This window comes from Sphingopyxis sp., from assembly GCF_050725615.1.
Classification (GTDB): domain Bacteria; phylum Pseudomonadota; class Alphaproteobacteria; order Sphingomonadales; family Sphingomonadaceae; genus Sphingopyxis.
In genome coordinates, this window is sequence record NZ_JBOHHU010000079.1 from 1 (window position 1) to 20,664 (window position 20,664).

Below are 20,664 nucleotides of genomic sequence, written 5' to 3' on the forward strand. Positions count from 1 at the left end.
CTTATGAGCTGACCGACACGGTCAACATCTATGCGACCTATGCGACGGGCTTCAAGGCGAGCTCGGTCAACCTGTCGCGCGACAGCCGTCCGCTGGCGTCGGATCTGCCCGCGATCATCGCGGGCGGGCTCGGCGTCACGAATCTCGGCACCGGTTCGCGCTTCGCCGATCCCGAAGAATCGACCGTTTACGAGTTCGGTCTGAAGGGCCAGTGGTCGGTTGCCGCCTTGAACCTTGCGGTGTTCAAGCAGTCGATCAAGGGCTTCCAGTCGAACATCTTCACCGGCACCGGCTTCGCGCTGGCCAATGCCGGCAAGCAGTCGACCTTCGGCATCGAATTCGACGGTTCGGTGCGTCCGACCGACGGGCTCAACCTGACGCTGGCGGCGACTTACCTCGACGCCAAATACGACAGCTTCGTCAACTCGGCGTTCGGCGATATTTCGGGCAGCACGCCCGCCGGCATCCCCGAACTCTCCTTCTCGGCCGGTGGTACTTACACCTATGAATTCGCCGGCGGGACCAAGGCGATCGCGCATGTCGACTATGCCTATGAGAGCCCGGTCCAGATCGTCGAAGGCCTGACCGGCCTGCCGGCGAGCGTCGCGCAGAATCTGAAGCGCGAAGTCAACAGCCTGAACGCGTCCTTCACCGTCAAGCTGAACAACGGCCTCGAAGTCGGCGTGTGGGGTCGCAACCTGACCAACGCGCAATATCTGACGACGATCTTCCCGGCGGTGGCCCAGGCGGGCAGCGTGTCGGGTTACCCGAGCCAGCCGCGCACCTATGGCGTGACCGGCCGCTTCAAATTCTGATCCGGCATCGGGGCGGTCTCGGCCGCCCCGACCTTTTCAGGCGCTTTCGGGCAAAGAAAAACCCAGCCTCTCTGTCGAGAGGCCGGGTTTTCTTTTGGGCGTTACCGCCGTGCGTTCAGAATTTCACGCCGGCCGCGATGCCATAGCGGCGCGGTTCGAGAGTGAAGATGTTGGTGTAGTTCCCCGACGACTGGTCGGTGATGTACAGGCCGGTGACGCTCGACGAGTTGAACAGGTTCTGGATGAACCCCTTCACATACCATTTGTCGTCGGCCCCGTTCAGCTGCATCTGGGCGTTGACCTGGGCATAGCCTTTGATCTTGTTCACGCTGCCGTTGAAGATGCTGCCATAGCTGTCGCCGGTGTAGGCGAGGTCGACGCGCGGGACGAGCGACATCGCGTTGGCGAAGTTGATCGTATACTGCGCACCCGCCGAGAATTTGTAATTCGGCGCCTGCGGCAGTTCATTGCCCTTCAGGTTGACGGGAATGCCCGCGGTATATTGGAAGACCTCGCCATTGAGCGTCGCCGAGGTCTCGATGCCGCCAAAGGCCTGACCGAGCGTCGGCGCCAGCGCCATGATCACCGCGCAAACGCTGTAGGCGCCCGTCGATGCGATGCCGCCGTCGGACGGGAAGGCGGTGGTTCCCTGCAAACCGGCGCCCGCCTTGAGACCCGGGATGGCGCCCTGGTTGATCAGCGTATTGACCTGGTTCACATAGCCGTTGACCCCGGCCACGCTGCCCGACGCCGACGCCACCGCGCAGTTCGCCGCGTTGGTGATGTCCTTGATGATCACCGCGTCCTGACGGCCACCGCCAAAGTCGCGCGGGTTGCTGCTATATTCGTCGCCCGCAACCTCGGTGTTGAGATAGCTGAAGCCGAGGTTGACGACGAAATTCGGGTCGGGGCGGACGATCGCTTCGGCCTCGAAACCCCAGATATTGGCGTTGATATTGTCGTTGACCGCAGTGCGGGCGACGATCTTGCTGAGCTGCAGATCCTTGTATTTATAGTAGAAACCCGTGAGGTTCAGCTGAAGCGCGCCGTTGCCGAAGGTGTTTTTCGAGCCGATTTCAAAGGCGTCGACCTGTTCGGGCTTGAAGCTCTCGGGCACCTGGAAGATCGGCTGCAGCGGCGGGTTGATGCCCCCCGATTTGTAACCGCGCGAATAGGAGATGTAGAGCAGATTGTCGTCGGTGACCTTGAAATCGAGCACCGCACGGCCGGTCAGCTTGTTGAACTTCACGCTGCGCGACTGGATGATCTGGTTGCCCGGCGTGCCCGGATCGGCGTCGAACGACCCGACGAAGGGCGAACCGAAGACCGTGTCGCTGTTCAAACCGAAGGGCGTCAGGAAGCTGGCGAGGGTCGACCGGGCGACCACGCTCTTCTTGTCATTGTTGTAGCGCAGGCCCGCAGTCAGCTTGATCCGGTCGTTGAACTCGAAATAGGCTTCGCCGAACAGGCCGTAAGACGTGATCTTCAGATCGTCGGTGTTGTTGCGGAAGAAGGGCGTCGCCAGGAAGGACGGCGGCAGGTTGTTGTTCGGATTGGCGTCGACGTTGCTGGCGAACGCATTGAAGGCGCCGAGGACACCGGTCAGATAGTCGATCGGGAACGCGTTCACATAATAGCTGTTCTCGGTCAGGTGGTAATCGGCATAGATGCCGCCGAGCAGGAAGTTGAACGGACCGTCGAGGTCGCTGCTCAGGATCGCTTCCGTCGACCAGCTGCTGTTATACTGGTTCGACCGGTCGAACTGCAACGAGGTGGCGTCGCAGATCTTGTTGCCGCCGAACGAGCCGAAGCCGCTTTCCTCGGGCAGCGAGGTGCAGAGCGGGCCGTTCGGACCCTGCGGAATGATCGCCGCCGCGACCGGCGCGAAAAAGGCGGCCGATCCCGGGACAAAAGCCGGCGCGGGGGCGGGAAGGCCCGTCGGAACGCCATTGGCGGCAAAGAAGGCCAGCGTGTTCAGGCCGCCCGCATAGAGCGCGCGGTTGCCGACATTGCTGTTATAATCCTGCATCGAGTCGAGCTTGACCTTTTGGTACTGGCCCGAAACCTGCAGCGACACCGGCCCGAAATTATGCTCGATCTCGCCCTGCAGCGTCAGTTCGCTGGTGAAATATTGCGGCGTGAACGCGGTGTTCACGACACGCGGATCGTTGGGGATCGTGGTGTTCGCATAGGGATCGGGGCCATAGAGGCTGCCGAGCGCGAAGGCGGTCGGGATGCCCTGCGTCGCCAGGAACTCCTTCGAGGTCAGCGCCGCGGTGAAGGTCGCATTGCCGTTGAACGGCGAATTGTCGCGGCGCGTGTTCAGACAGCCGAGGATGCCGGTCGGGTCGCGCTGGCACTGCTGTTTCTGGATGCGGGTGCGATTGTCGCGCTCGTGGAAATAGGAGGCGAGAAAGTCGACCGTCGTGTCGTCGGTGGGTTCCCATCGGATCGAGCCGCGCACCGAATAGAGGTCGCGGTCGTCGATGCGATTGCCGAGGAACAGGTTCTTCGTATAGCCGTCGCGGTTCAGGTAGATGCCCGCGACGCGCAGCGCCAGGGTGTCGCCGATGGGAATATTCACCATCGCCTTGCCCTTCATCGAATCATAATTGCCATATTCGGCTTCGGCGGCGGCCTCGAACGCGCCGAGCTTGGGCTTGGCGGTGATGACGTTGACCACGCCCGAGGTCGCGTTGCGGCCGAACAAAGTGCCCTGCGGCCCGCGCAGCACTTCGATGCGTTCGAGGTCGAAGAATTCGGTTTCGAACAGGCGGGTCGAGAAGAGCGGGTCGCCGTTCAGATGGATCGCGGTCGCGCTGTCGCAGGTGGTGCCGACGCAAAGGTCGCCGATGCCGCGGATGGTGAAGCTCGCGCCGGTGAAGTTCGTCTTGGTGAAGGTGACGTTGGGCAGGGTCAGCTGAAGATCCGACGGCGTCTTGATCTGCTGCGCTTCGAGCGCTTCGGTCGAGAAGGCGCTGACCGCGATGGGAACGTCCTGCAGGCGTTCGGATTGCCGCTGCGCGGTGACGACGATTTCGCCGCCAAAGGCGTCGCGTTCGGTCTCGTCCGCCGCGTCCTGCGCGAACGCCGGGCTCGCCACCGACATCGCAAGGATCGAGGTGCCGATCAGTGCCTTGAACTTCATATATTGCCTCCCTTTTTCAGCCCGCGTCGCGGGCCGCCCAATTGCATCGCTTCAATCGGGAGGGGATATGTCCAGACGTGACTACGGGCGCCGGGCCTCATCGGTCCAGCACGAGCGCGTGCGCAAAATCATGTAGCCAGCTGTGCTGGGCATCGTCCTCTCCCCCCGGCGCTCGGGGAATAACGCCGGCTCTCCGATCACGACCCGCTTGAGCGGGTTCTGTAACGCACCAAAGTTGCGCCGAGTTGACGCGAGCGTCAAGTCACTTGTGCAGCGATGCGATGCCGAAATTTTCTTGCGTCCCATGCGCTAGGAAAAGGTCCGATTCCGCAACGTAAACTTGTTTTACGACAGGAAATTCTTCGCCGGCCGGGGTTGCGTAATGGCACAATCGCGCCGAAATGTGCGACATGAATGCAACAGTGAAAGCGGGTGGATGACCAAGGTGGAAGTGGGACCGGACGGCAAGCCGGTGGTGCCCGACAATGTCCTCGACGCGGTCCGTACGCTCATCACCTGGGCCGGCGACGACGTCTCGCGCGAGGGGCTGCTCGACACGCCGAAGCGTGTCGCGCGCGCCTGGCTCGAATATTGTCAGGGCTATGCCGACGACCCGGCGGTCCATCTGTCGCGCACCTTCGAGGAGGTCGGCGGCTATGACGAGATCGTCATGCTGCGCGACATTCCGTTCCAGTCGCATTGCGAACATCATATGGCGCCGATCACCGGCAAGGCGTCGATCGCCTATCTGCCGCGCGATCGCGTCGTTGGCATTTCCAAGCTTGCGCGCGTGCTCAACGGCTATGCGCGGCGGCTGCAGGTGCAGGAACGGCTGACCGCCGAGGTCGCCAAATGCATCTGGGACAATCTCCAGCCGCACGGCGTCGCGGTGGTGATCGATGCGCAGCACGGCTGCATGACCGGACGCGGCGTGCGCACCCCGGGCGTCGGCATGGTGACGAGCCGGCTGCTTGGCTGTTTCCTCGAGGACGAACGCAGCCGCAAGGAAGTGCTCAGCCTGATGGGCTATTGAGGACCGGTCGCGGCGTGCAATAGAAACCGATGCTGGGCGACACCGCGCGCGGCACCCAGCCATAGGGCGAGCGGTGCACCGCCTGGATATCGAGGTGCGCCGCGATCACGCGCTGGAGCGCGCGCCAGTCGAACCCCTTGTGCCCGGTGCCGTGCGGCGCGACCTTGCCCAGTTGGTAGGTCGCCGAATGGAAGGTGTCGCTCCAGCTATATTCGCGGTGTCGCCGATAGCCGATCAGCGCCGACCCCAGATTCTTGATCGCGATCGCGGGGCCGACCTCGTTCGGCACGGTGCAATAAAACCCATCGATCTCGCTGCGGCCGATATGCTCGATCAGGACCGCGACTTCGTCCTCGGGGATATGCTCGAGCGTTTCGAGCGCGATGACCAGGTCGCACTCGTCGAGCAGCGCCAGGCAATTGCCGATGATGTTGCGGACGGCGCGGAAATTGGGGCGGTCGCCAAAGCGATCCCGGGCCACGGCACAATGTTTCCGGCGCATTTCGACGCCGACATAGTCGATGGCGAACAGGGGATCGAGCAGCCCGAACGCCTGCGCGCTGCCGCAGCCGATATCGAGGATGCGGATCGGCCGGCCGCCGCGAAAGCCCGACAGCGCTTCGACGACGCCGATCAGGTTCCGGTAACGGACCTTATGCAGGAAGCGGGTGACGCCGCTATGGTTGAGCCGCGCCTCATAAGCGGTGTCTTCGCGGCCCGCCACCGGGTCAGCGGCGCCACATGCGGAGCAGCTGATATTGCACCGCCTGCAGCCGCGTGTAGTTTTCGGGGTCCATCTTGCCGCCCTCGAGCGCCGCGACCTCGTTGAGTTCGTACATCAGATTGCGATGCGCGACGTCGGGGATCAGGCTCTGGATGAAGGTGATCGCGACCAGCCGCTCGCCGCGCGTCACCGGTTCGACCTCGTGCAGCGTGTGCGAGGGATAGACGATCGCGACCCCCGGCGCCTCCTTGAAATGCAGGTCGGCGTTGCCGAGCCGGACATGGAGCGCGCCGCCGTCATAGTCGGCGGGATCATTGAGGAAGACGGTGCAACTGACGTCGGTGCGGAGCTGGCCATCGGGGAGCGGAATATAGGCGGCGTCGGGGTGCAGCCCATAATGCATGCCCGGCGTGTAGCGGGTGAGCAGCGGCGGCGCGATCCGCGCGGGAAAGCTGAACTCCATGAAATCGGGGTTCTGGACCATCGCGTCGAGGAGGATTTTCGACGAACGTTCATAGGCCTGCGCGTCGTGGAGCTGCAGGTTGTTCTTGATCCTCGAATGCGGATTGCTGATCTTGCCATCGACGAACTGACCGCTCGCGGCGATTTCGCGCAATGCGCGGACGGCGCCTTCGTCGAGCAGTTGGACCAGCTTGAACATCATGCTTTCCTATCGGCCGTGGATCGGCAGGTCGCCGAGAGTCTTATCGCGTGCGGCGAGCGCTTCAACCCAGGCGATGGCTTCGGCGATCGCGGGGGCGTGTTCGGCGGCCGCCTGCACCTGCAGCTGGCGGCGCAGGTCGGGGCTGTAACCATGTTCGGGCGCCTTCGAATATTGGCGCATGATCGGGCCGGCGAGTGCGGTTTCGATCGCTGCGGCGTTGGGCGCGAGGCCGAAGTGCCGGGCTTGCGCGGTCAGGCCCGCGGCGGGCTCGCTCAGCATCGCCTCGAAATCGACCCACAGGTGGCGCGGGTCGGTGGGCGGCAGGGTTCGCGCGGCGGTCGCCATTTCGCAAAGCCAGCTCATCGCGACCCGCGTCACCGGGGGCAATTGCCAGAGCGCGAAGGGCAGGTCGGGGAGCAGCGCCGCGAGCCGCGCCATGCGCGCGGGCGCCTGCGCCAGCGTCTCGGTCATCGACGCCTCGCCGGCGAGGATGGTTTCGATATAGCGCGCGAGCGGGACGTAAAGGAACAGCGCGCGGCCGTCCTGCCCGGTCAGGTCGTCTGCGATCGCGGTGATGACGCTCGACGCCTTGACCATCGCGCGCTGGCCGGGACGGAAGCCGCGCCCGAGCCAGCCACCGACCTGCGCCAGACGCGCCTGGTAGAGATGGGGCGACCAGACGGACTCGGGCTTGTCGATCCGCTCGGCGACCTGCGCCAGCGTGCGCAAGATCATCGGTTCGCGCAGCGGCAGGACATCGCCCATCTCGGCGAGCAGCCGCGAGACGAGGGTCGAGCCGACGTGGCCGATGTGGAAGATAAGGTGCGGACGCGGCGCCGCCGGGCCGAGGTCGGGCAAGGCATCCCACGCCATCCACTCGCGCCCGATGCGGTCGGTGAGCAGCCGCTGGTCGAGAAAGCTCGCGGCCCCATAATCCGCCTCGGTCAGCAGCGCGACCAGCACGCGGTCGTTCGCGAGGTCCGCCATATGCGGCAACAGGCTCGCGTCACCGGCGAAGCGGCGCTGGAAGGGATCGTCGGCCATTGCTGACGCCATAGGAAAGGCGAGGGGGATTGGCCAGCGGGGATCGGGTGCGGGTATGTCGGCTTTGGGGCGGTTAGCGGGCGCCTAGTTCATCGTCATCCCGGGCTTGACCCGGGACCCGCCTTCCTTCTTGCACCGCCGGATCAAAGACAAGGCAGGCCCCGGGTCAAGCCCGGGGTGACGGGAAAGGAAACGCCCCCTCCCGCCTGCAACCCATTACCCCCCAAACAGAAAGGGCCGCGTCTCCGTCCGGAAACGCGGCCCTCTCAAATGGCTTAGGCTGAAAAATCTCAGGCTTCTTCGGCGTCGTCCGCAGCCGCTTCGACGGCGGTTTCCGAAGGCGGGGTGCCTTCTTCGAACTCGTTTTCGCTGTCGGGTTCCAGCGCTGAAGCAGCGGCTTCGGCCTGTTCTTCCTCGAACATCGCGGCGATGACGTCGATGCCCTGCTTCTGCATTTCGGCTTCGTCGGGCGAGCGCGCGACGTTGACGCCGACGGTCACGACGACCTCGGGGTGCAGCTTGACCTTGACGTCGACCAGACCGAGCGCCTTGATCGGGCGTTCGAGTTCGACCATCGACTTGCCGATGCCGGTGATGCCGTCTTCGGCCAGCGCATCGACGATGTCGCGGACCGAAACCGAGCCATAGAGCTGGCCGGTGTTCGACGCCTGGCGGATCAGGACGATCTGCTTGCCGTCGAAGTCTTTGGCGCGGCCTTCGGCCTCGCCACGACGTTCGGCGTTGTCAGCTTCGATCTTGCCGCGGTTGGCTTCGAACAGCTTGCGGTTGGTGTCGTTCGCGCGCAGCGCCTTGTTGTTGGGCAACAGGTAGTTGCGGGCGAAGCCGTTCTTGACGGTGACGACGTCGCCGATACCGCCAAGCTTTTCGATACGTTCGAGCAGGATGATTTCCATCGGACCAGCCCTCCTTACTTCACAATGTAGGGGAGCAGGCCGATGTGGCGCGAGCGTTTGATCGCCTTCGCCAGCTCACGCTGCTTCTTGGTGGACACCGCGGTGATCCGCGACGGGACGATCTTGCCACGCTCCGACAGGTAACCCTGGAGCAGACGGACGTCCTTGTAATCGATGACCGGTGCGTCCTTCGCGGTGAAGGGGCAGGTCTTGCGGCGGCGGAAAAAGGGTCGTGCCATGATGTTTATCCTTATTCTTCGCCGTCGCGGTCACGGCCGCCACGGCCGCCCCGACGTTCCTGCTTGCGCATCATCACCGACGGACCCTTTTCGAGTTCGTCGACCTTGATGGTCATCCAGCGAATGATATCTTCGTTGATCGCAGCCTGACGCTCGATCTCGGCAACGGCTTCGCCCGACACTTCGGCCGACAACATCACATAATGACCCTTGCGGTTCTTCTGGATCTTGTAGGCGAGCTGCTTCAGGCCCCAGGTTTCGGTCTTGTGGACCTCGCCCTTAAATTCGCCGATGACGTTGGTGACGGTTTCCGCCAGCGCGTCGACCTGAGCCTGGCTCAGGTCCTGACGCGCGATAAAAACATGCTCGTAGAACGGCATGGTGCGCTTCCTTCGATTTGGCCGATCGCTGACCTGCGCCAATCGCAGGCCCCTCCGGCTGTCGTCTTGCTTCGCGAATCGGTGCAAAGCAAACGGGGCGATGGCTCAAAGCCTCGCCCCGATGGAGCGCGCCTATACAGATTCGGCGGCGGAAATCAAGCGCTGCCGAGCTTTTCCAGCAATTCGCGCCCGAAGTCGGTGAGCGTATCGTCGCGTGCGCCGAGGATCAGGATGCGGTCGCCGGCCTTGGCCTCGTCGAGCATCGCCGCGCCGCAATTGGCGCGGGTCGTCAGGTGGACCGCGTCGCCGCCGCCCGCGACGACGTCGGCGACCAGCGCCTCGCTGCCGATGCTGCGGTCGACGGTGCCGCCGAAATAGACCGGATCGCACACGAACAATTTGTCGCCGTCGCGCATCCCCTTGGCAAAGCTTGCGGCCAGTTCCTTGCCCATCTGGCGCAGCGGGCCATAGCCGTGCGGCTGGAAGAAGATCAGGGCGCGGCCGGGCAGTTCGGCGACGGCGGACAACGTCGCGGCGACCTTGTCGGGGTTATGCGCAAAATCGTCGATCACGGTCACGCCGCCCGCTTGCCCAAGCACCTCATAGCGCCGCGCGAGACCGGTGAAATCGGCGAGCGCGGCGGCGGATTCGCCGATCGATACCCCGAGTACGCGCACCGCCGCCATCGCCGCGAGCGCGTTGGCGGCATTGTGGCGCCCCGGCATGCGCAGCCGCACCTCGCGCTGCGTCACGTTGAAATGGACGGTGAAGCGGCACCCGTCGGGCAGCGCTTCGAAATCGCTGCCGCGCATCCCGGCGGCGTCGCTGAAACCGAACCGCACGACATTGCCGCCGGCGAGCAACGGCGCCGATTCCGGATCGTCGGCGTTGATCACCGCGATCCGCGCCTTGGCGGCGAAATCGCCGAACAGCGCGTGCAGTTCGTCGAGGCTCTTGTGGTCGAGACTGATGTTCGTGATCACCGCGACATCGGGCCGGTAAAGCGCGATCGAGCCGTCGCTTTCATCGACCTCGCTGACATAGACCGCATCGTCGCCGACGAGCGCGCTGGCGAAGGGCGTTTCTGCGCTGGAGAAATTGCGCATCACCGCGCCGTTCATAATGGTGGGTTTACGGCCGGTGCTTTCGAGGATCCAGCCGATCATGCCGGTGACGGTCGACTTGCCGCTCGTCCCGCCGACACCGATCGCCTGGCCGGCGGCGTTGAACAGCGCCGCGTTGAGGTCGGCGCGCGTCATGCGCGGCAGGCCGAGCGTATTGGCGGCGGCGATATCGGGAACGCTGTCCTCGACCGCCGCCGAGGCGACGAGCGTCTGGCCGGCCGCGACGCCGCTGCCATCCTGCGCGAACAGCGCGATCCCCTGGCGTTCGATCCAGTCGAATTTGTCGGGGCTGCGCCCCTGGTCGCGGCTGCGGTCCGAGCCCGAAACCGCGTTGCCGCGCGCCGCGACGATCATCGCCAACGGCAACATGCCCGACCCGCCGATGCCGCAAAAGAAATAGGATTTGTTTTCGGTCATGGCGCGGCGTTATGGCGTTGGCGAGGGCTTGGCAAGGGAAGGGGAGGCGAACGCTATGCGCATCGGGATCGTCGCCCCCAGCACCCCGATATTGCCCGACGATGCCGAGGCGGTGCGCGCGCTGGCGAGCCTCGGCTACCCCGACGTCGAACTGGTGTTCGACCCGCAATGTTTCGCGGTCCACGGCCATTTCGCAGGCGAGGACGGGCATCGCTTCGCGGCGCTGGTCGAGATAGCGAACCGCCCCGACATCGACGCGGTCTGGTTCGCGCGCGGTGGCTATGGCGCGTGCCGCATCGCCGAGGACGCGGTCGCGGCGATGACCGATGTCCCGCGCGGCAAGGCATTCCTCGGCTATTCGGACCAGGGCAATCTGCTTGGGTGCCTCTATCGCGACGGCTTCGACCATGTCGCGCACGGACCGATGATCGCCGATATCCGCCGCGAGGGGGGCGATGCCGCAGTGCTGCGCGCGCTCGACTGGCTGGTCGCGCGCGATCCGGCGGCGTGCGAGCCGGGGTTGCAGCACGGTGCGCGCCATGCGGCGTTCAACCTGATGACGCTGTCGATGCTGCTCGGCACCCCGCTCGAACCCGACCTTGGCGGCCATATCCTGCTGGTCGAGGAGGTGAGCGAATATCTCTATGCGTTCGACCGCGCCTTCTTCCATGTCGCAAGCTATCTGGGGCAGCGCGGGCTGGCCGGACTGCGGCTCGGCCGCGTCAGCGATGTGCCCGAAAACGACCGGCCGTTCGGCGTGGAGGCCGAGGAGATTGCGCGTCACTGGTGTACGCGCTGCGACATACCCTGGCTCGGCCGCGCCGACATCGGCCATGATGCGGGCAACAAGGTCGTCCCCTTCGGCTTGCATCGCGCTGGGTGAGGGAATAGGCGCGCGATAACGACTATCACCGCAGGGGACGCAAGATGCGCGCATTTATCTTTCCGGGTCAGGGCAGCCAGGCAGTCGGCATGGGCAAGGCGCTGTCCGACGCGTCGCCGGTCGCCCGCGAGGTGTTCCAGGAGGTCGACGACGCGCTGGGGCAGAAGCTGTTCCAGCTGATGACCGAGGGGCCGGAGGACCAGCTGGTCCTCACCGAAAATGCCCAGCCGGCGATCATGGCCAACGCCATCGCGACGCTGCGCGTGCTCGAAAAGGAAGGCGGCGTCACGCTGTCGGCCAAGGCCGATTATGTCGCGGGCCACAGCCTCGGCGAATATAGCGCGCTCTGCGCCGCCGGCGCCTTCGATCTCGCGACCACCGCGCGGCTCCTCAAGACGCGCGGGCGGGCGATGCAGGCGGCGGTCCCCGTCGGCGTCGGCGCGATGGCGGCGCTGCTCGGCGCCGATATCGACACTGCGCAGAAGCTCGCCGATGCCGCCGCCGAGGGTGAAGTCTGCACCGTCGCCAACGACAATGATCCGTCACAGGTCGTGATTTCGGGCCACAAGGGCGCGGTCGAGCGCGCGGTCGCGCTGGTCAAGGAAGCTGGACAATCTTGGGGCATCAAGCGCGGCGTGCTGCTGCCCGTCTCGGCGCCCTTCCACTGCCCGCTGATGCAGCCCGCCGCCGACGCGATGGCCGAGGCGCTCGGCGCCAACCCGCCCGCCGCGCCGCTGCTCCCCGTGGTCGCGAACGTCACCGCGAGCCCGGTGAGCGACGCCGACACGATCCGCGACCTGCTCGTCCAGCAGGTCACCGGCCGCGTCCGCTGGCGCGAAAGCGTCGGCGCGATGGAGGATATCGGGGTCGGCCAGTTCGTCGAATTCGGCGGCAAGGTGCTCGGCCCGATGGTCAAGCGCAGCGCGTCGGGCGAGGTTGAGGTGACCAGCGTCATTTCGATGGACGATATTGAGGCTTTGCTCAAAACCCTTTGAAAGATTCGCGCAGAGGCGCAGAGATCGCAAGGGATGAGGTTCGCGCGGAGACGCGGAGACGCGGAGGGGCAGTGCAAGACATTGATGTCGTGAGCGGCGATGTGTTGGACTTGGCCCTCCGGCTGCATCGGGAGTTGGGGCCCGGTTTGCTGGAAAGCGTTTACGAAACTGTCCTGGCGGGCAAGCTGATCGGTCTTGGATATAAGGTTGATCGGCAAATGCCGATCGATATTCATTTTGAAGGCACGCGTTTCGATGCTGCATTCCGTATCGATTTGCTCGTCGATAATCGGTTGCTGGTGGAGATAAAATCGGTCGAAAGACTGAATCCTGCACATGCCAAGCAGCTATTGACCTACCTGCGTCTCACCGGCCAGTCGGTCGGTCTGCTCATCAACTTCGGCGGGGCGACACTCAAGGAAGGTGTCCGCCGCATCGTCAACGACCATAAACCCTCCGCGTCTCCGCGTCTCCGCGTGAACCGGCAATCATCAGGAGAATGAAATGTTCGATCTCACCGGCATGACCGCCCTCGTTACCGGCGCCAGCGGCGGCATCGGTTCGGCTATCGCACAGGCGCTGGCGGCGCAGGGCGCGCGGCTGGCGGTGTCGGGGTCCAATGCCGACAAGCTCAACGCCTTCCGCGACACGCTGGGCGGCGATCATGTCGCGCTGCCCTGTGATCTGGGCGACAGCGTGGCGGTCGATGCGCTGGTACCGGCGGCGGTGGAGGCACTGGGAGGCAAGCTCGATATCCTGGTCAACAATGCCGGGGTGACGCGCGACAATCTGATCCTGCGCATGAAGGACGAGGAATGGATGGACGTCATCCGGATCAATCTCGAGGCGAATTTCCGCCTCGCCCGCGCGGCGGCGAAGCCGATGATGAAGGCGCGCTTCGGCCGCATCATCTCGATCACCAGCGTCGTCGGCGCCACCGGCAACCCGGGGCAGGCCAATTATGCGGCGTCCAAGGCCGGCGTCACCGGCATGACCAAGGCGCTGGCGCAGGAACTGGCGAGCCGCGGCGTCACCGCGAACTGCGTCGCGCCGGGCTTTATCGCCACCGCGATGACCGCCGAACTGCCCGACGCGCAGAAGGAAGCGCTCAACACGCGCATCCCGGCGGGACGGATGGGCGAGGGCGGGGATATCGCCGCAGCGGTCGTCTATCTGGCGTCGAAAGAGGCGGGCTATGTCACCGGCCAGACATTGCATGTTAATGGCGGCATGGCCATGCTGTCCTAGTGGGTTGTGATTCTAAGGCTTTTTGCGGGTGGAGGGACTGAATATGCTGAAGGGACTGATGGCGGGCGCCGCGCTTGCCATGACTGCCCTGCCGGGCGCTGCGCTGGCGCAGGAGGGGGCCAAATTCGACTGCGTCAATAACGACACCAACGCGACGTTGAAGGCGTCGCTGGGCGCGGCGATGACCGGCGCCGGCGACGATGCGTCGCGCGATGCGTTGTTCAAAGCGCTGGCGACGGTGACCGATGCCTGCGTCGCGCGCCACGGCATCGCCGACGAGCAGAAGGGCGATTATTTCGATTACAGCCTGGCGCGGATTTCGCGCGAATGGCTGATCGGCGACCTCGCGCGCAGCAACCTGTCGAATGCGCTGGTCGACAAGGCGCTCGACTTCGGCCCCGCCGGGGCGAACCCCGACCTGTCATCCGATATGACCGACGACCAGATCATGTTGATCGTTCAGGCCTATGTCGACAGCGGCGTCGATATCGAAAAGGTCGATTCGGCGGTGTGGGAAAAGGTCGGCGCCTATGCGGCGGCGACCTCCATCTATTGGAACAAGCGCAAGAAGCTGCCCTTCTGATCTGCGTGACGCCCCCGCCGAAGCGGGGGCGTCCGCAAAGCTAGAAGCTCGCCCGCGCGGTGATCCGGATATCGCGGCCGGCGAGCGGCACATAATCCTTGGTAAAGCTCGCGTGGCGGCGCGCGTCGACGTCGAAGATGTTGTTTGCCGCGAGCGTCAGCGACAGATTCTTCGTCTCGGGTAGCGGGCGCCAGGTCAGCGAGGCGTTGACCAGCGTGAAACCCTTGGTCGGGGTCTCAAACGTCGCAATACGGGTCTGGTCGTCGGTCCATTCGACCTCGGCGCGGGCATCGATCCGTTCGCCCTGCGCCTCGAGCCCGCCGAGCACGCGCAGCGGCGGGATGCGCGGCACGTTCCCGTCGACCCCGGCGCCCTTGATTTTCGCGCGCGTCATGTCGGCGGTGACGTCGCCGACGATGTTGAAGCCGCCGACCTGGGCGATCGGCGCGCTGCCCTCGAACTCGAAACCGTAAGTGCGCGCCTTGTCTTGACGGAACTGGAACAGCGGCAGGTCGTCCTCGATCAGCCCGGTGTCGCTTTCATAGATGAAGCCGTCGAACCAGCTCGCATAGCCGGTCAGCGCGACCGAATAGCCGTCGCGGTTGAACTTCAGCGACGCTTCGCCGCCCCAGCTCGTTTCCTTGTCGAAATCGGGATTGCCGCGCTCGAAGGTCTGCGTCGCGGCGTGCGGGCCATCGGACAGCAATTCCTCGGCCGAGGGCGCGCGTTCGCTGTGCGAGACCGAGAAGCTGGCTTTCAACCCGTCGGCCAGCGCGTAGCTGAAGCCGCCGGCGCCCGAAAAGGCGTTGAACGAGCGGTCGTAGCCGATGCTGCTCGCCTTCACATTCGACTTTTCATAGCGCAGCGCGCCTTCGAGCGTCACCGGACCCATTTCCTTTTCCTGCAGCGTGAAGGCCGCGAGACGGGTGGTTTCGTTCGGGGGCAGAAAGGCTTCGTCGCCGATCGCGGCGAAATCGCGGAAGCTGTACTGCACCCCGCTCGCGCCGCGCCAGCCGCCGCGGTCGTTCTGCGCCAGCTCGGTGCGGAACTCGATGCCCTTGTTGAGGAAGGTGGTGCCCGGGACGCCGTCGTCGAATTCGGTATGGGCATAGTCGCCATAAGCGCCGCGCACGCGCAGCTTTTCAAACAAGCCATCGCCCAGCTCGACCTCGCCGCGCAGGTCGACGCGGTACTGGCGCGACGAAATCGTCGGCTCCTCGCCCAGGTCGGCGCGCGGCGGAATCCCATAGTCGGTTTCGAGATAGCCGAACGACAGGCCGAGCATGCCGCCGTCGTTGATATAGGCCGCGCCGACCCCCGCGCTGGTGCTGGTGCTGGCGCTGTTGGGAATGCGGCCACGGCTGTTGGCGGCGCCGGTCAGGCGCGCGGCCTCATCGGCGTCGCCGTCGGCCGCGGCATCGGCGGCAAGGCCGAGCAGGCGCTGGCGCAGCGGCTCGGCATAGATCAGCCCGCCGGCGCGGACATCGTTCGAATCGCGGTAATTGCCGTCGACATGGAAAACGAGCTGCTTGGTCAGCGCAACGTCGACCGAGGCGCCGATGCTCTTGTCGTCGGCGGCGGTGCCATAGCTGCCCAGGGCGTCGACATGGAAAGGCGCTTCGGGAATGCCGCGCGGAATGCGGCGGTCGAAGACATTGACCGCGCCGCCGATCGCCTGGCTCGAAAACAGCAGCACCGACGGGCCGCGCAGCACTTCGATGCGTTCGGCGGTCAGCGGATCGATACTGACGCCATGATCGGCCGAGGTCGACGAGGCGTCGATCGCGCTGAGCCCGTCGACGAGCACGCTTACCCGTTCGCCCGAAAAGCCGCGCAAGATCGGGCGCGAAGCGCCGGGCGAAAAGCTGCTGGTCGACACGCCGGGCAGGCGGGTCAGGCTGTCGCCGATCTGGCCGCGGATATCCTGCGCCAGCTGTTCGCCCTCCATCACCGACACATTACCCAATATGTCGAGGCTGCGGACATAGGGCGCGGTCACGATGATCGGCTGGTCGGTATGATAATCGTCGTCGCCGGTTTGCGGCGTCACGTCCTGCGCAAAGGCGGGGGCCGCGAGCAGCAGGGCGAGGGTCGAGGCGGCGGAGCAAAGCAAGCGCATGAAGGGGAGAATCCTGTTTTCGTTGGCGACTGATGCGGGGCAGTAATGATATACTGTTACAATAACAAGCCCGCGATTTCAGGCGGGCAGGGCGTTCGTCGGGCGTTCGCTACCGTTGGTCGATGAAGACTGATCATCGCCCGGTTAAGCGAAGCTGTCTTGCGGGCGCCCCGGCACGCCCCTAGATCAAGGGCATGACGATTGCGGAAAACAGCCTGGACCTGATCGGCAACACCCCGCTGGTGTTGCTTCGCGGACCCAGCCAAGCCACCGGCTGCGAAATCTGGGGCAAATGCGAATATGCCAATCCGGGCGGATCGGTGAAGGACCGCGCCGCGCTCTACATCGTGCGCGACGCCGAAGCGAACGGCAGCCTGAAGCCCGGCGGCACGATCGTCGAGGGGACCGCGGGCAATACCGGGATCGGCCTGGCGCTCGTCGCCAATGCGCTCGGGTACAAGACGATCATCGTCATGCCCGACAATCAGAGCGCCGAAAAAATGGACACGATCCGCGCGCTCGGCGCCGAGCTGGTGCTGGTGCCGCCCGCGCCCTTCGCCAACCCCGGCCATTTCGTCCACACCTCGCGCCGCATCGCCGAGGAAACCGACAACGCGATCTGGGCGAACCAGTTCGACAATATCGCCAACCGCAAGTCGCACATCTTTGGCACCGCCGAGGAAATCTGGGACCAGATGGGCGGCCGCATCGACGGCTTCACCTGCGCCGCGGGCACCGGCGGGACGATCGCGGGCACGGGGCTGGGGCTCAAGGCGAAGGACGAGGCGATCACCATCGCGCTCACCGACCCGCACGGCGCGGGCCTCTATAATTATTACCAGTGCGGCGAATTGAAGCCCGAAGGGTCGAGCGTTGCGGAGGGGATCGGTCAGAACCGCATCACCGGCAATCTCGACGGCGCGCCGATCGATACCCAGTTCCGCATCTCGGATGCTGAGGGGCTCGCGGTGGTGCGCCAGCTGCTCGACGAGGAGGGGCTGTGCCTCGGCCTGTCGTCGGGGATCAATGTCGCCGGCGCGATGGCTCTGGCGCGGCACCTGGGGCCGGGCAAGCGCATCGCAACCATCTTGTGCGACAGCGGGTTTCGCTATCTCTCGACGCTCTACAATCCCGAGTGGTTGGCGAGCAAAGGATTGGCGGCATGAACATGAAACGACCCAAGGCGACGCCCGTCTCACCCCAGCCGATGGGCCCGAATGACTCGATGCGGCGGCTGCAGATCGGCATCGCCGGGGTGATGGCGGTGCTGCTGCTGGTCGGGCTCGCCGGTCTGATCGGCGATCGCGCGCGCGAGCAGGTGGCGAGCGACGCCGGCGTGGCCGCCGCGCCCGCCGCGACCGGCGGCGCCGACAAGAACAGCGGCGCCCCGCTCGAGGAATTGGGCGTCCAGCCGGTCACCCCCGCCGACCCGTCGGCGGCGGGCGCGGCTCCGGCCGCGAAGGCGCCGCCGCTGCAACCGGCGACCGCCAAGGTTCCCGATCTCGAACCCGATCCCGCTCTGCAGCGCGCCCGCAACAAATCGGCGCAGTGACCGCCGCGCGCCCGGCCGCGGCGGCGCGGCCGCTGCTTTCCGCGACCTTCTATATCGTCCCGGCCTTGCTGCTCGCCTGGTTCGCCGGCGGGCAGATGGCGTTCGGGCGGGTCGACGCCGCACTCGCGATCCCGCTGCTGATGCCCGGCGCGCTGTGGCTGGCATGGCGGGTGCGCGGCGAGGCTTTGCCGATACGGCTCCGGATGATCGGCGCCGCGCTGCTCGGCTTGCTGGTCGCCCAGCTCCTGCTCCAGCTTTGGCTCGGCAAGGCGATCGGCGCCGCCCAGCTCGGCCTGACCTTTGCGGCCGGTGTCCCGGCGTGCGGCGTCGCCGTCTTCGTCCTTCGCAAGATCCACGGCTGGCGCGGCCTGTTCCGTTGGTCGGCGATGCTGTTGCTCGTTCCGCTGTGGTTCGTCGCCGGACAGTGGTTGGTCGGCATCGCCTATACGCCGATCAACGAACAGCCCGCGCCCAGGCTCGCGGTGCTGACCGGACTGCCGCTGCGCTGGGCGGGCGACGATCTGACGGCGATGCTGGCGGCGGGGCCGACGGATGCGCCCGCCGTGGGCGAGCTCGCCCAGCGTTTCGACGTGCATTTGATCGACAGCCTGTCCGAAGTCGGGGGTACCGAGCCGCTGCTGGTCGCCCATCCGCGCGCGCTGGCGCCCGAGGAGCTTGTCCGCCTCGATGCGCTCACCCGGGACTCGCGCACCATCGTCATCCTCGCCGATGCCTTGTCGAGCTGGGAGCCGCCTTATGCGCTCGGCGATCCGCGCAATCCGCCGGTGACCAGCCTGCTCACTCCGTTGCTCGACCATTGGGGCGTCGCGCTCGCCGCGCCCGATCGGGGCATTTCGGGGTGGGAAGGGGACGTCGATGTATTCCTCGACCCGGGAGGCCGGAAATTGCGGCTCCACTCGGCGGGCCTCTTCACCCGGCTTCCGCCCGGCTGCGCGACCTATGGCGACCGCCGGGTCGCGCGGTGTCCGGTCGGCAAGGCGATGGTCTGGCTGGTCGGCGACGCCGATCTGCTCCACGAAAGCCTGTGGCAATCGCCGATCGCGGGCGCGCCCTGGTTCCGCCGGTCGGACAATCTGGCCTGGCTGGCCGGCGCACTGAACCCCGCCGGCCGGCCGCTCCTCGATCCGATCTGGATACGGCCATGAATTTGCGCGGATTTTTGTCCCTTTTTGCTTATCCACAGCCTCGCGAGACGCGGCTGGCCTTGCCGTTTTTCGCCCGTTTCGGCCTGCCTCGCCCCGATCCACCCTAGTTTGGTGGGTAATAAACCCGGTTACGCCCGAATTTACCCCTTTCCACCCTAGGTCATTCTTGTTAGGCAGAGGTCGGAGAGGGGCATTCTCCACCTGCGTCTTTTGATTCGGATTTCGCGATTCCGAAGCCGGGAAAGTTTTGCCCAGGGTGCTGGACTGGGGGCGAAGCGATGGCGGTTGTAACGCCCGGCAGCTATTCCGGCACCGAATTCGCCGCGATCGATGGCAAGGGACGCATCGCCGTCCCCTCTGAATTCCGCAACAATGTGCCCCTCAATGCGGATGGCCAGCGCGTGCTCTGGGTCGGCTTTCACGAAAAGCTGCCCTGCCTGGTCGCTTATGGCCAGGACCAGTTCGACCGCCTCAACGACGAAATCGCCCGCGATCGCGACATCGCGCGCGACCGCGACCGCGATTATGACGAGGACGCCGAGTATAAGAAGCGCTTCGACTTCACGAAGAGCTACACGCTCGACGAAAGCGGCCGCTTCCTGCCGACCTTCTCGCACCGCGACAATCCGGACGATCCCGACACGCTGGCCTTCGACGGCGGCGCCTGCGCCTTTGTCGGCGCCGGACGTCGCTTCGAAATCTGGTGGCTGCCGCTGCTCGGCGCCTGCGAAGAGGCTGATCCGCGCCTCCGCCGTGTCGCCGCTGCCTGGGACGCGGCTAAGGCGAAGGGCCGGAAATGACCGGCCTTCCTCGCGACCCACGCCATGATCCGGTCCTCCGCGACGAAATCGTCGCCGCGCTCGCGATCACGCCCGGCGAACGCCATGTCGACGCGACCTTCGGCGCCGGCGGCTACACCCGCGCGATGCTCGCGGCGGGCGCGAATGTCGTCGCCTGCGACCGCGACCCCGATGCGATCGCCGAAGGGCAGGCGCTCGTCGCCGAGGCTGGCGGTAAGCTCACTTTGATCCACGGCCGCTTCGGCGAGATCGACCGGCTGCTTGCCGAGCGCGGCATCGACGCCGTCGACGGCATCGTCTTCGACATCGGCGTCTCGTCGATGCAGCTCGACCGCGCCGAACGCGGCTTTTCGTTCCAGAACGACGGCCCGCTGAATATGACGATGGCGCAGGACGGCGAGACCGCAGCCGACTGGCTCAACAGTGCCGATGAGGGCGCGATCGCCGATGTGCTCTTTCATTATGGCGACGAGCGCCAGTCGCGCCGCGTCGCGCGCGCCATCGTCGCCGCGCGCCCGCTGTCGCGCACCGGCGAGCTGGCGACGGTGATCCGCAAGGCGCTGCGCCATCCCCCGGGTGCGCCCAAGGATCCGGCGACGCGCAGCTTCCAGGCGATCCGCATTCACATCAACGGCGAACTCGACGAGCTCAAGGCCGGGCTCGACGCCGCCGAACGGCTGCTGCGCCCCGGCGGCCGGCTCGCGGTGGTGTCGTTCCACAGCACCGAGGACCGCATCGTGAAAAATTTCCTGCGCGAACGGAGCGGAGGCGATGCCGCCGGTTCGCGCCACCGGCCCGCGCTAGCCCCTCCCTGTC

At 65.5% G+C, this 20,664-nt stretch carries 21 protein-coding genes; 12 read left to right on the plus strand and 9 right to left on the minus strand.

Features of this window, described 5'->3' with window-relative positions; translation table 11 throughout:
• On the plus strand, positions 1-815 hold an 815-nt coding region (locus tag ACREB7_RS16190), incomplete at its 5' end, for a TonB-dependent receptor domain-containing protein (RefSeq protein WP_431593306.1).
• Positions 816-930: 115 nt separating this feature from the next.
• Here ACREB7_RS16190 and ACREB7_RS16195 read toward each other — a convergent pair.
• The gene (locus tag ACREB7_RS16195) at positions 931-3,963 is read right to left on the minus strand and encodes a TonB-dependent receptor (protein WP_431593307.1); all 3,033 of its coding nucleotides are present in this window, start codon (positions 3,961-3,963) and stop codon (positions 931-933) included.
• A 436-nt stretch (positions 3,964-4,399) separates the two neighbouring features.
• On the opposite strand from ACREB7_RS16195, the gene folE reads away from it, so the two are divergent.
• On the plus strand, positions 4,400-4,996 hold the full coding sequence (gene folE / locus ACREB7_RS16200; RefSeq protein WP_431593308.1) for a GTP cyclohydrolase I FolE: 597 nt from the start codon (positions 4,400-4,402) through the stop codon (positions 4,994-4,996).
• Here the strand turns inward: folE and ACREB7_RS16205 are convergent.
• The 7 genes from ACREB7_RS16205 to ACREB7_RS16235 form a co-directional block, all read right to left on the minus strand.
• Positions 4,977-5,720, minus strand: coding sequence for a class I SAM-dependent methyltransferase (locus tag ACREB7_RS16205; protein ID WP_431593309.1), 744 nt, complete (start codon positions 5,718-5,720; stop codon positions 4,977-4,979). The genes folE and ACREB7_RS16205 overlap by 20 nt on opposite strands.
• A gap of 4 nt (positions 5,721-5,724) precedes the next feature.
• Entirely contained in the window at positions 5,725-6,381 is a 657-nt protein-coding gene (locus ACREB7_RS16210; RefSeq protein WP_431593310.1) for a Fe2+-dependent dioxygenase, read from the minus strand.
• A 9-nt stretch (positions 6,382-6,390) separates the two neighbouring features.
• Entirely contained in the window at positions 6,391-7,428 is a 1,038-nt protein-coding gene (locus tag ACREB7_RS16215) for a hypothetical protein (protein WP_431593311.1), read from the minus strand.
• A 290-nt stretch (positions 7,429-7,718) separates the two neighbouring features.
• A complete protein-coding gene (gene rplI / locus ACREB7_RS16220) occupies positions 7,719-8,342 on the minus strand; it encodes a 50S ribosomal protein L9 (protein WP_431593312.1) in 624 nt (207 codons plus the stop codon).
• Positions 8,343-8,356: 14 nt separating this feature from the next.
• Positions 8,357-8,581 (minus strand): 30S ribosomal protein S18, encoded by a 225-nt coding sequence (rpsR, locus tag ACREB7_RS16225; protein ID WP_056346852.1) that lies wholly within the window; start codon positions 8,579-8,581, stop codon positions 8,357-8,359.
• 11 nt (positions 8,582-8,592) lie between these two features.
• Entirely contained in the window at positions 8,593-8,961 is a 369-nt protein-coding gene (gene rpsF, locus ACREB7_RS16230) for a 30S ribosomal protein S6 (RefSeq protein WP_431593325.1), read from the minus strand.
• Positions 8,962-9,116: 155 nt separating this feature from the next.
• Entirely contained in the window at positions 9,117-10,502 is a 1,386-nt protein-coding gene (locus ACREB7_RS16235) for a Mur ligase family protein (RefSeq protein WP_431593313.1), read from the minus strand.
• A gap of 55 nt (positions 10,503-10,557) precedes the next feature.
• Between ACREB7_RS16235 and ACREB7_RS16240 the strand changes: the two genes are divergently transcribed.
• The 5 genes from ACREB7_RS16240 to ACREB7_RS16260 all read left to right on the plus strand — a co-directional run bounded on the left by ACREB7_RS16240 (position 10,558) and on the right by ACREB7_RS16260 (position 14,211).
• Positions 10,558-11,385, plus strand: a complete 828-nt coding sequence (locus ACREB7_RS16240; RefSeq protein ID WP_431593314.1) for an LD-carboxypeptidase — start codon at positions 10,558-10,560, stop codon at positions 11,383-11,385.
• 44 nt (positions 11,386-11,429) lie between these two features.
• Positions 11,430-12,380, plus strand: a complete 951-nt coding sequence (gene fabD, locus ACREB7_RS16245; protein WP_431593315.1) for an ACP S-malonyltransferase — start codon at positions 11,430-11,432, stop codon at positions 12,378-12,380.
• Between the two features lie 71 nt (positions 12,381-12,451).
• On the plus strand, positions 12,452-12,883 hold the full coding sequence (locus ACREB7_RS16250) for a GxxExxY protein (RefSeq protein ID WP_431593316.1): 432 nt from the start codon (positions 12,452-12,454) through the stop codon (positions 12,881-12,883).
• 1 nt (position 12,884) lies between these two features.
• Entirely contained in the window at positions 12,885-13,628 is a 744-nt protein-coding gene (fabG, locus tag ACREB7_RS16255; protein ID WP_431593317.1) for a 3-oxoacyl-[acyl-carrier-protein] reductase, read from the plus strand.
• A gap of 43 nt (positions 13,629-13,671) precedes the next feature.
• The gene (locus ACREB7_RS16260) at positions 13,672-14,211 is read left to right on the plus strand and encodes a hypothetical protein (protein ID WP_431593318.1); all 540 of its coding nucleotides are present in this window, start codon (positions 13,672-13,674) and stop codon (positions 14,209-14,211) included.
• 40 nt (positions 14,212-14,251) lie between these two features.
• Here the strand turns inward: ACREB7_RS16260 and ACREB7_RS16265 are convergent, their stop codons facing one another.
• The gene (locus tag ACREB7_RS16265; RefSeq protein WP_431593319.1) at positions 14,252-16,330 is read right to left on the minus strand and encodes a TonB-dependent receptor; all 2,079 of its coding nucleotides are present in this window, start codon (positions 16,328-16,330) and stop codon (positions 14,252-14,254) included.
• A 194-nt stretch (positions 16,331-16,524) separates the two neighbouring features.
• Between ACREB7_RS16265 and ACREB7_RS16270 the strand changes: the two genes are divergently transcribed.
• The 5 genes from ACREB7_RS16270 to rsmH form a co-directional block, all read left to right on the plus strand.
• Positions 16,525-17,496: a cysteine synthase A gene (locus ACREB7_RS16270; protein WP_431593320.1), complete on the plus strand. Its 972-nt coding sequence runs from the start codon at positions 16,525-16,527 to the stop codon at positions 17,494-17,496.
• Positions 17,493-17,882 (plus strand): hypothetical protein, encoded by a 390-nt coding sequence (locus ACREB7_RS16275; protein WP_431593321.1) that lies wholly within the window; start codon positions 17,493-17,495, stop codon positions 17,880-17,882. Before ACREB7_RS16270 ends, ACREB7_RS16275 begins: the two co-directional genes overlap by 4 nt.
• The gene (locus tag ACREB7_RS16280; RefSeq protein ID WP_431593322.1) at positions 17,879-19,048 is read left to right on the plus strand and encodes a Gldg family protein; all 1,170 of its coding nucleotides are present in this window, start codon (positions 17,879-17,881) and stop codon (positions 19,046-19,048) included. Before ACREB7_RS16275 ends, ACREB7_RS16280 begins: the two co-directional genes overlap by 4 nt.
• A gap of 278 nt (positions 19,049-19,326) precedes the next feature.
• Positions 19,327-19,848: a division/cell wall cluster transcriptional repressor MraZ gene (locus ACREB7_RS16285; RefSeq protein WP_431593323.1), complete on the plus strand. Its 522-nt coding sequence runs from the start codon at positions 19,327-19,329 to the stop codon at positions 19,846-19,848.
• Positions 19,845-20,664: 16S rRNA (cytosine(1402)-N(4))-methyltransferase RsmH (gene rsmH, locus ACREB7_RS16290; RefSeq protein ID WP_431593324.1), on the plus strand; the 820-nt coding region annotated here is incomplete at its 3' end. The genes ACREB7_RS16285 and rsmH, both read left to right, overlap by 4 nt.

What these genes read in the sequence shown, in the direction of transcription:
- ACREB7_RS16195 (WP_431593307.1), bottom strand. Translation starts at nt 3,963, where the DNA reads ATGAAGTTCAAGGCACTGATCGGCACCTCGATCCTTGCGATGTCGGTG.
- folE (WP_431593308.1), top strand. Translation starts at nt 4,400, where the DNA reads ATGACCAAGGTGGAAGTGGGACCGGACGGCAAGCCGGTGGTGCCCGAC.
- ACREB7_RS16210 (WP_431593310.1), bottom strand. Translation starts at nt 6,381, where the DNA reads ATGTTCAAGCTGGTCCAACTGCTCGACGAAGGCGCCGTCCGCGCATTG.
- ACREB7_RS16215 (WP_431593311.1), bottom strand. Translation starts at nt 7,428, where the DNA reads ATGGCCGACGATCCCTTCCAGCGCCGCTTCGCCGGTGACGCGAGCCTG.
- rplI (WP_431593312.1), bottom strand. Translation starts at nt 8,342, where the DNA reads ATGGAAATCATCCTGCTCGAACGTATCGAAAAGCTTGGCGGTATCGGC.
- rpsR (WP_056346852.1), bottom strand. Translation starts at nt 8,581, where the DNA reads ATGGCACGACCCTTTTTCCGCCGCCGCAAGACCTGCCCCTTCACCGCG.
- rpsF (WP_431593325.1), bottom strand. Translation starts at nt 8,961, where the DNA reads ATGCCGTTCTACGAGCATGTTTTTATCGCGCGTCAGGACCTGAGCCAG.
- ACREB7_RS16235 (WP_431593313.1), bottom strand. Translation starts at nt 10,502, where the DNA reads ATGACCGAAAACAAATCCTATTTCTTTTGCGGCATCGGCGGGTCGGGC.
- ACREB7_RS16240 (WP_431593314.1), top strand. Translation starts at nt 10,558, where the DNA reads ATGCGCATCGGGATCGTCGCCCCCAGCACCCCGATATTGCCCGACGAT.
- fabD (WP_431593315.1), top strand. Translation starts at nt 11,430, where the DNA reads ATGCGCGCATTTATCTTTCCGGGTCAGGGCAGCCAGGCAGTCGGCATG.
- fabG (WP_431593317.1), top strand. Translation starts at nt 12,885, where the DNA reads ATGTTCGATCTCACCGGCATGACCGCCCTCGTTACCGGCGCCAGCGGC.
- ACREB7_RS16260 (WP_431593318.1), top strand. Translation starts at nt 13,672, where the DNA reads ATGCTGAAGGGACTGATGGCGGGCGCCGCGCTTGCCATGACTGCCCTG.
- ACREB7_RS16265 (WP_431593319.1), bottom strand. Translation starts at nt 16,330, where the DNA reads ATGCGCTTGCTTTGCTCCGCCGCCTCGACCCTCGCCCTGCTGCTCGCG.
- ACREB7_RS16270 (WP_431593320.1), top strand. Translation starts at nt 16,525, where the DNA reads ATGACGATTGCGGAAAACAGCCTGGACCTGATCGGCAACACCCCGCTG.
- ACREB7_RS16275 (WP_431593321.1), top strand. Translation starts at nt 17,493, where the DNA reads ATGAACATGAAACGACCCAAGGCGACGCCCGTCTCACCCCAGCCGATG.
- ACREB7_RS16285 (WP_431593323.1), top strand. Translation starts at nt 19,327, where the DNA reads ATGGCGGTTGTAACGCCCGGCAGCTATTCCGGCACCGAATTCGCCGCG.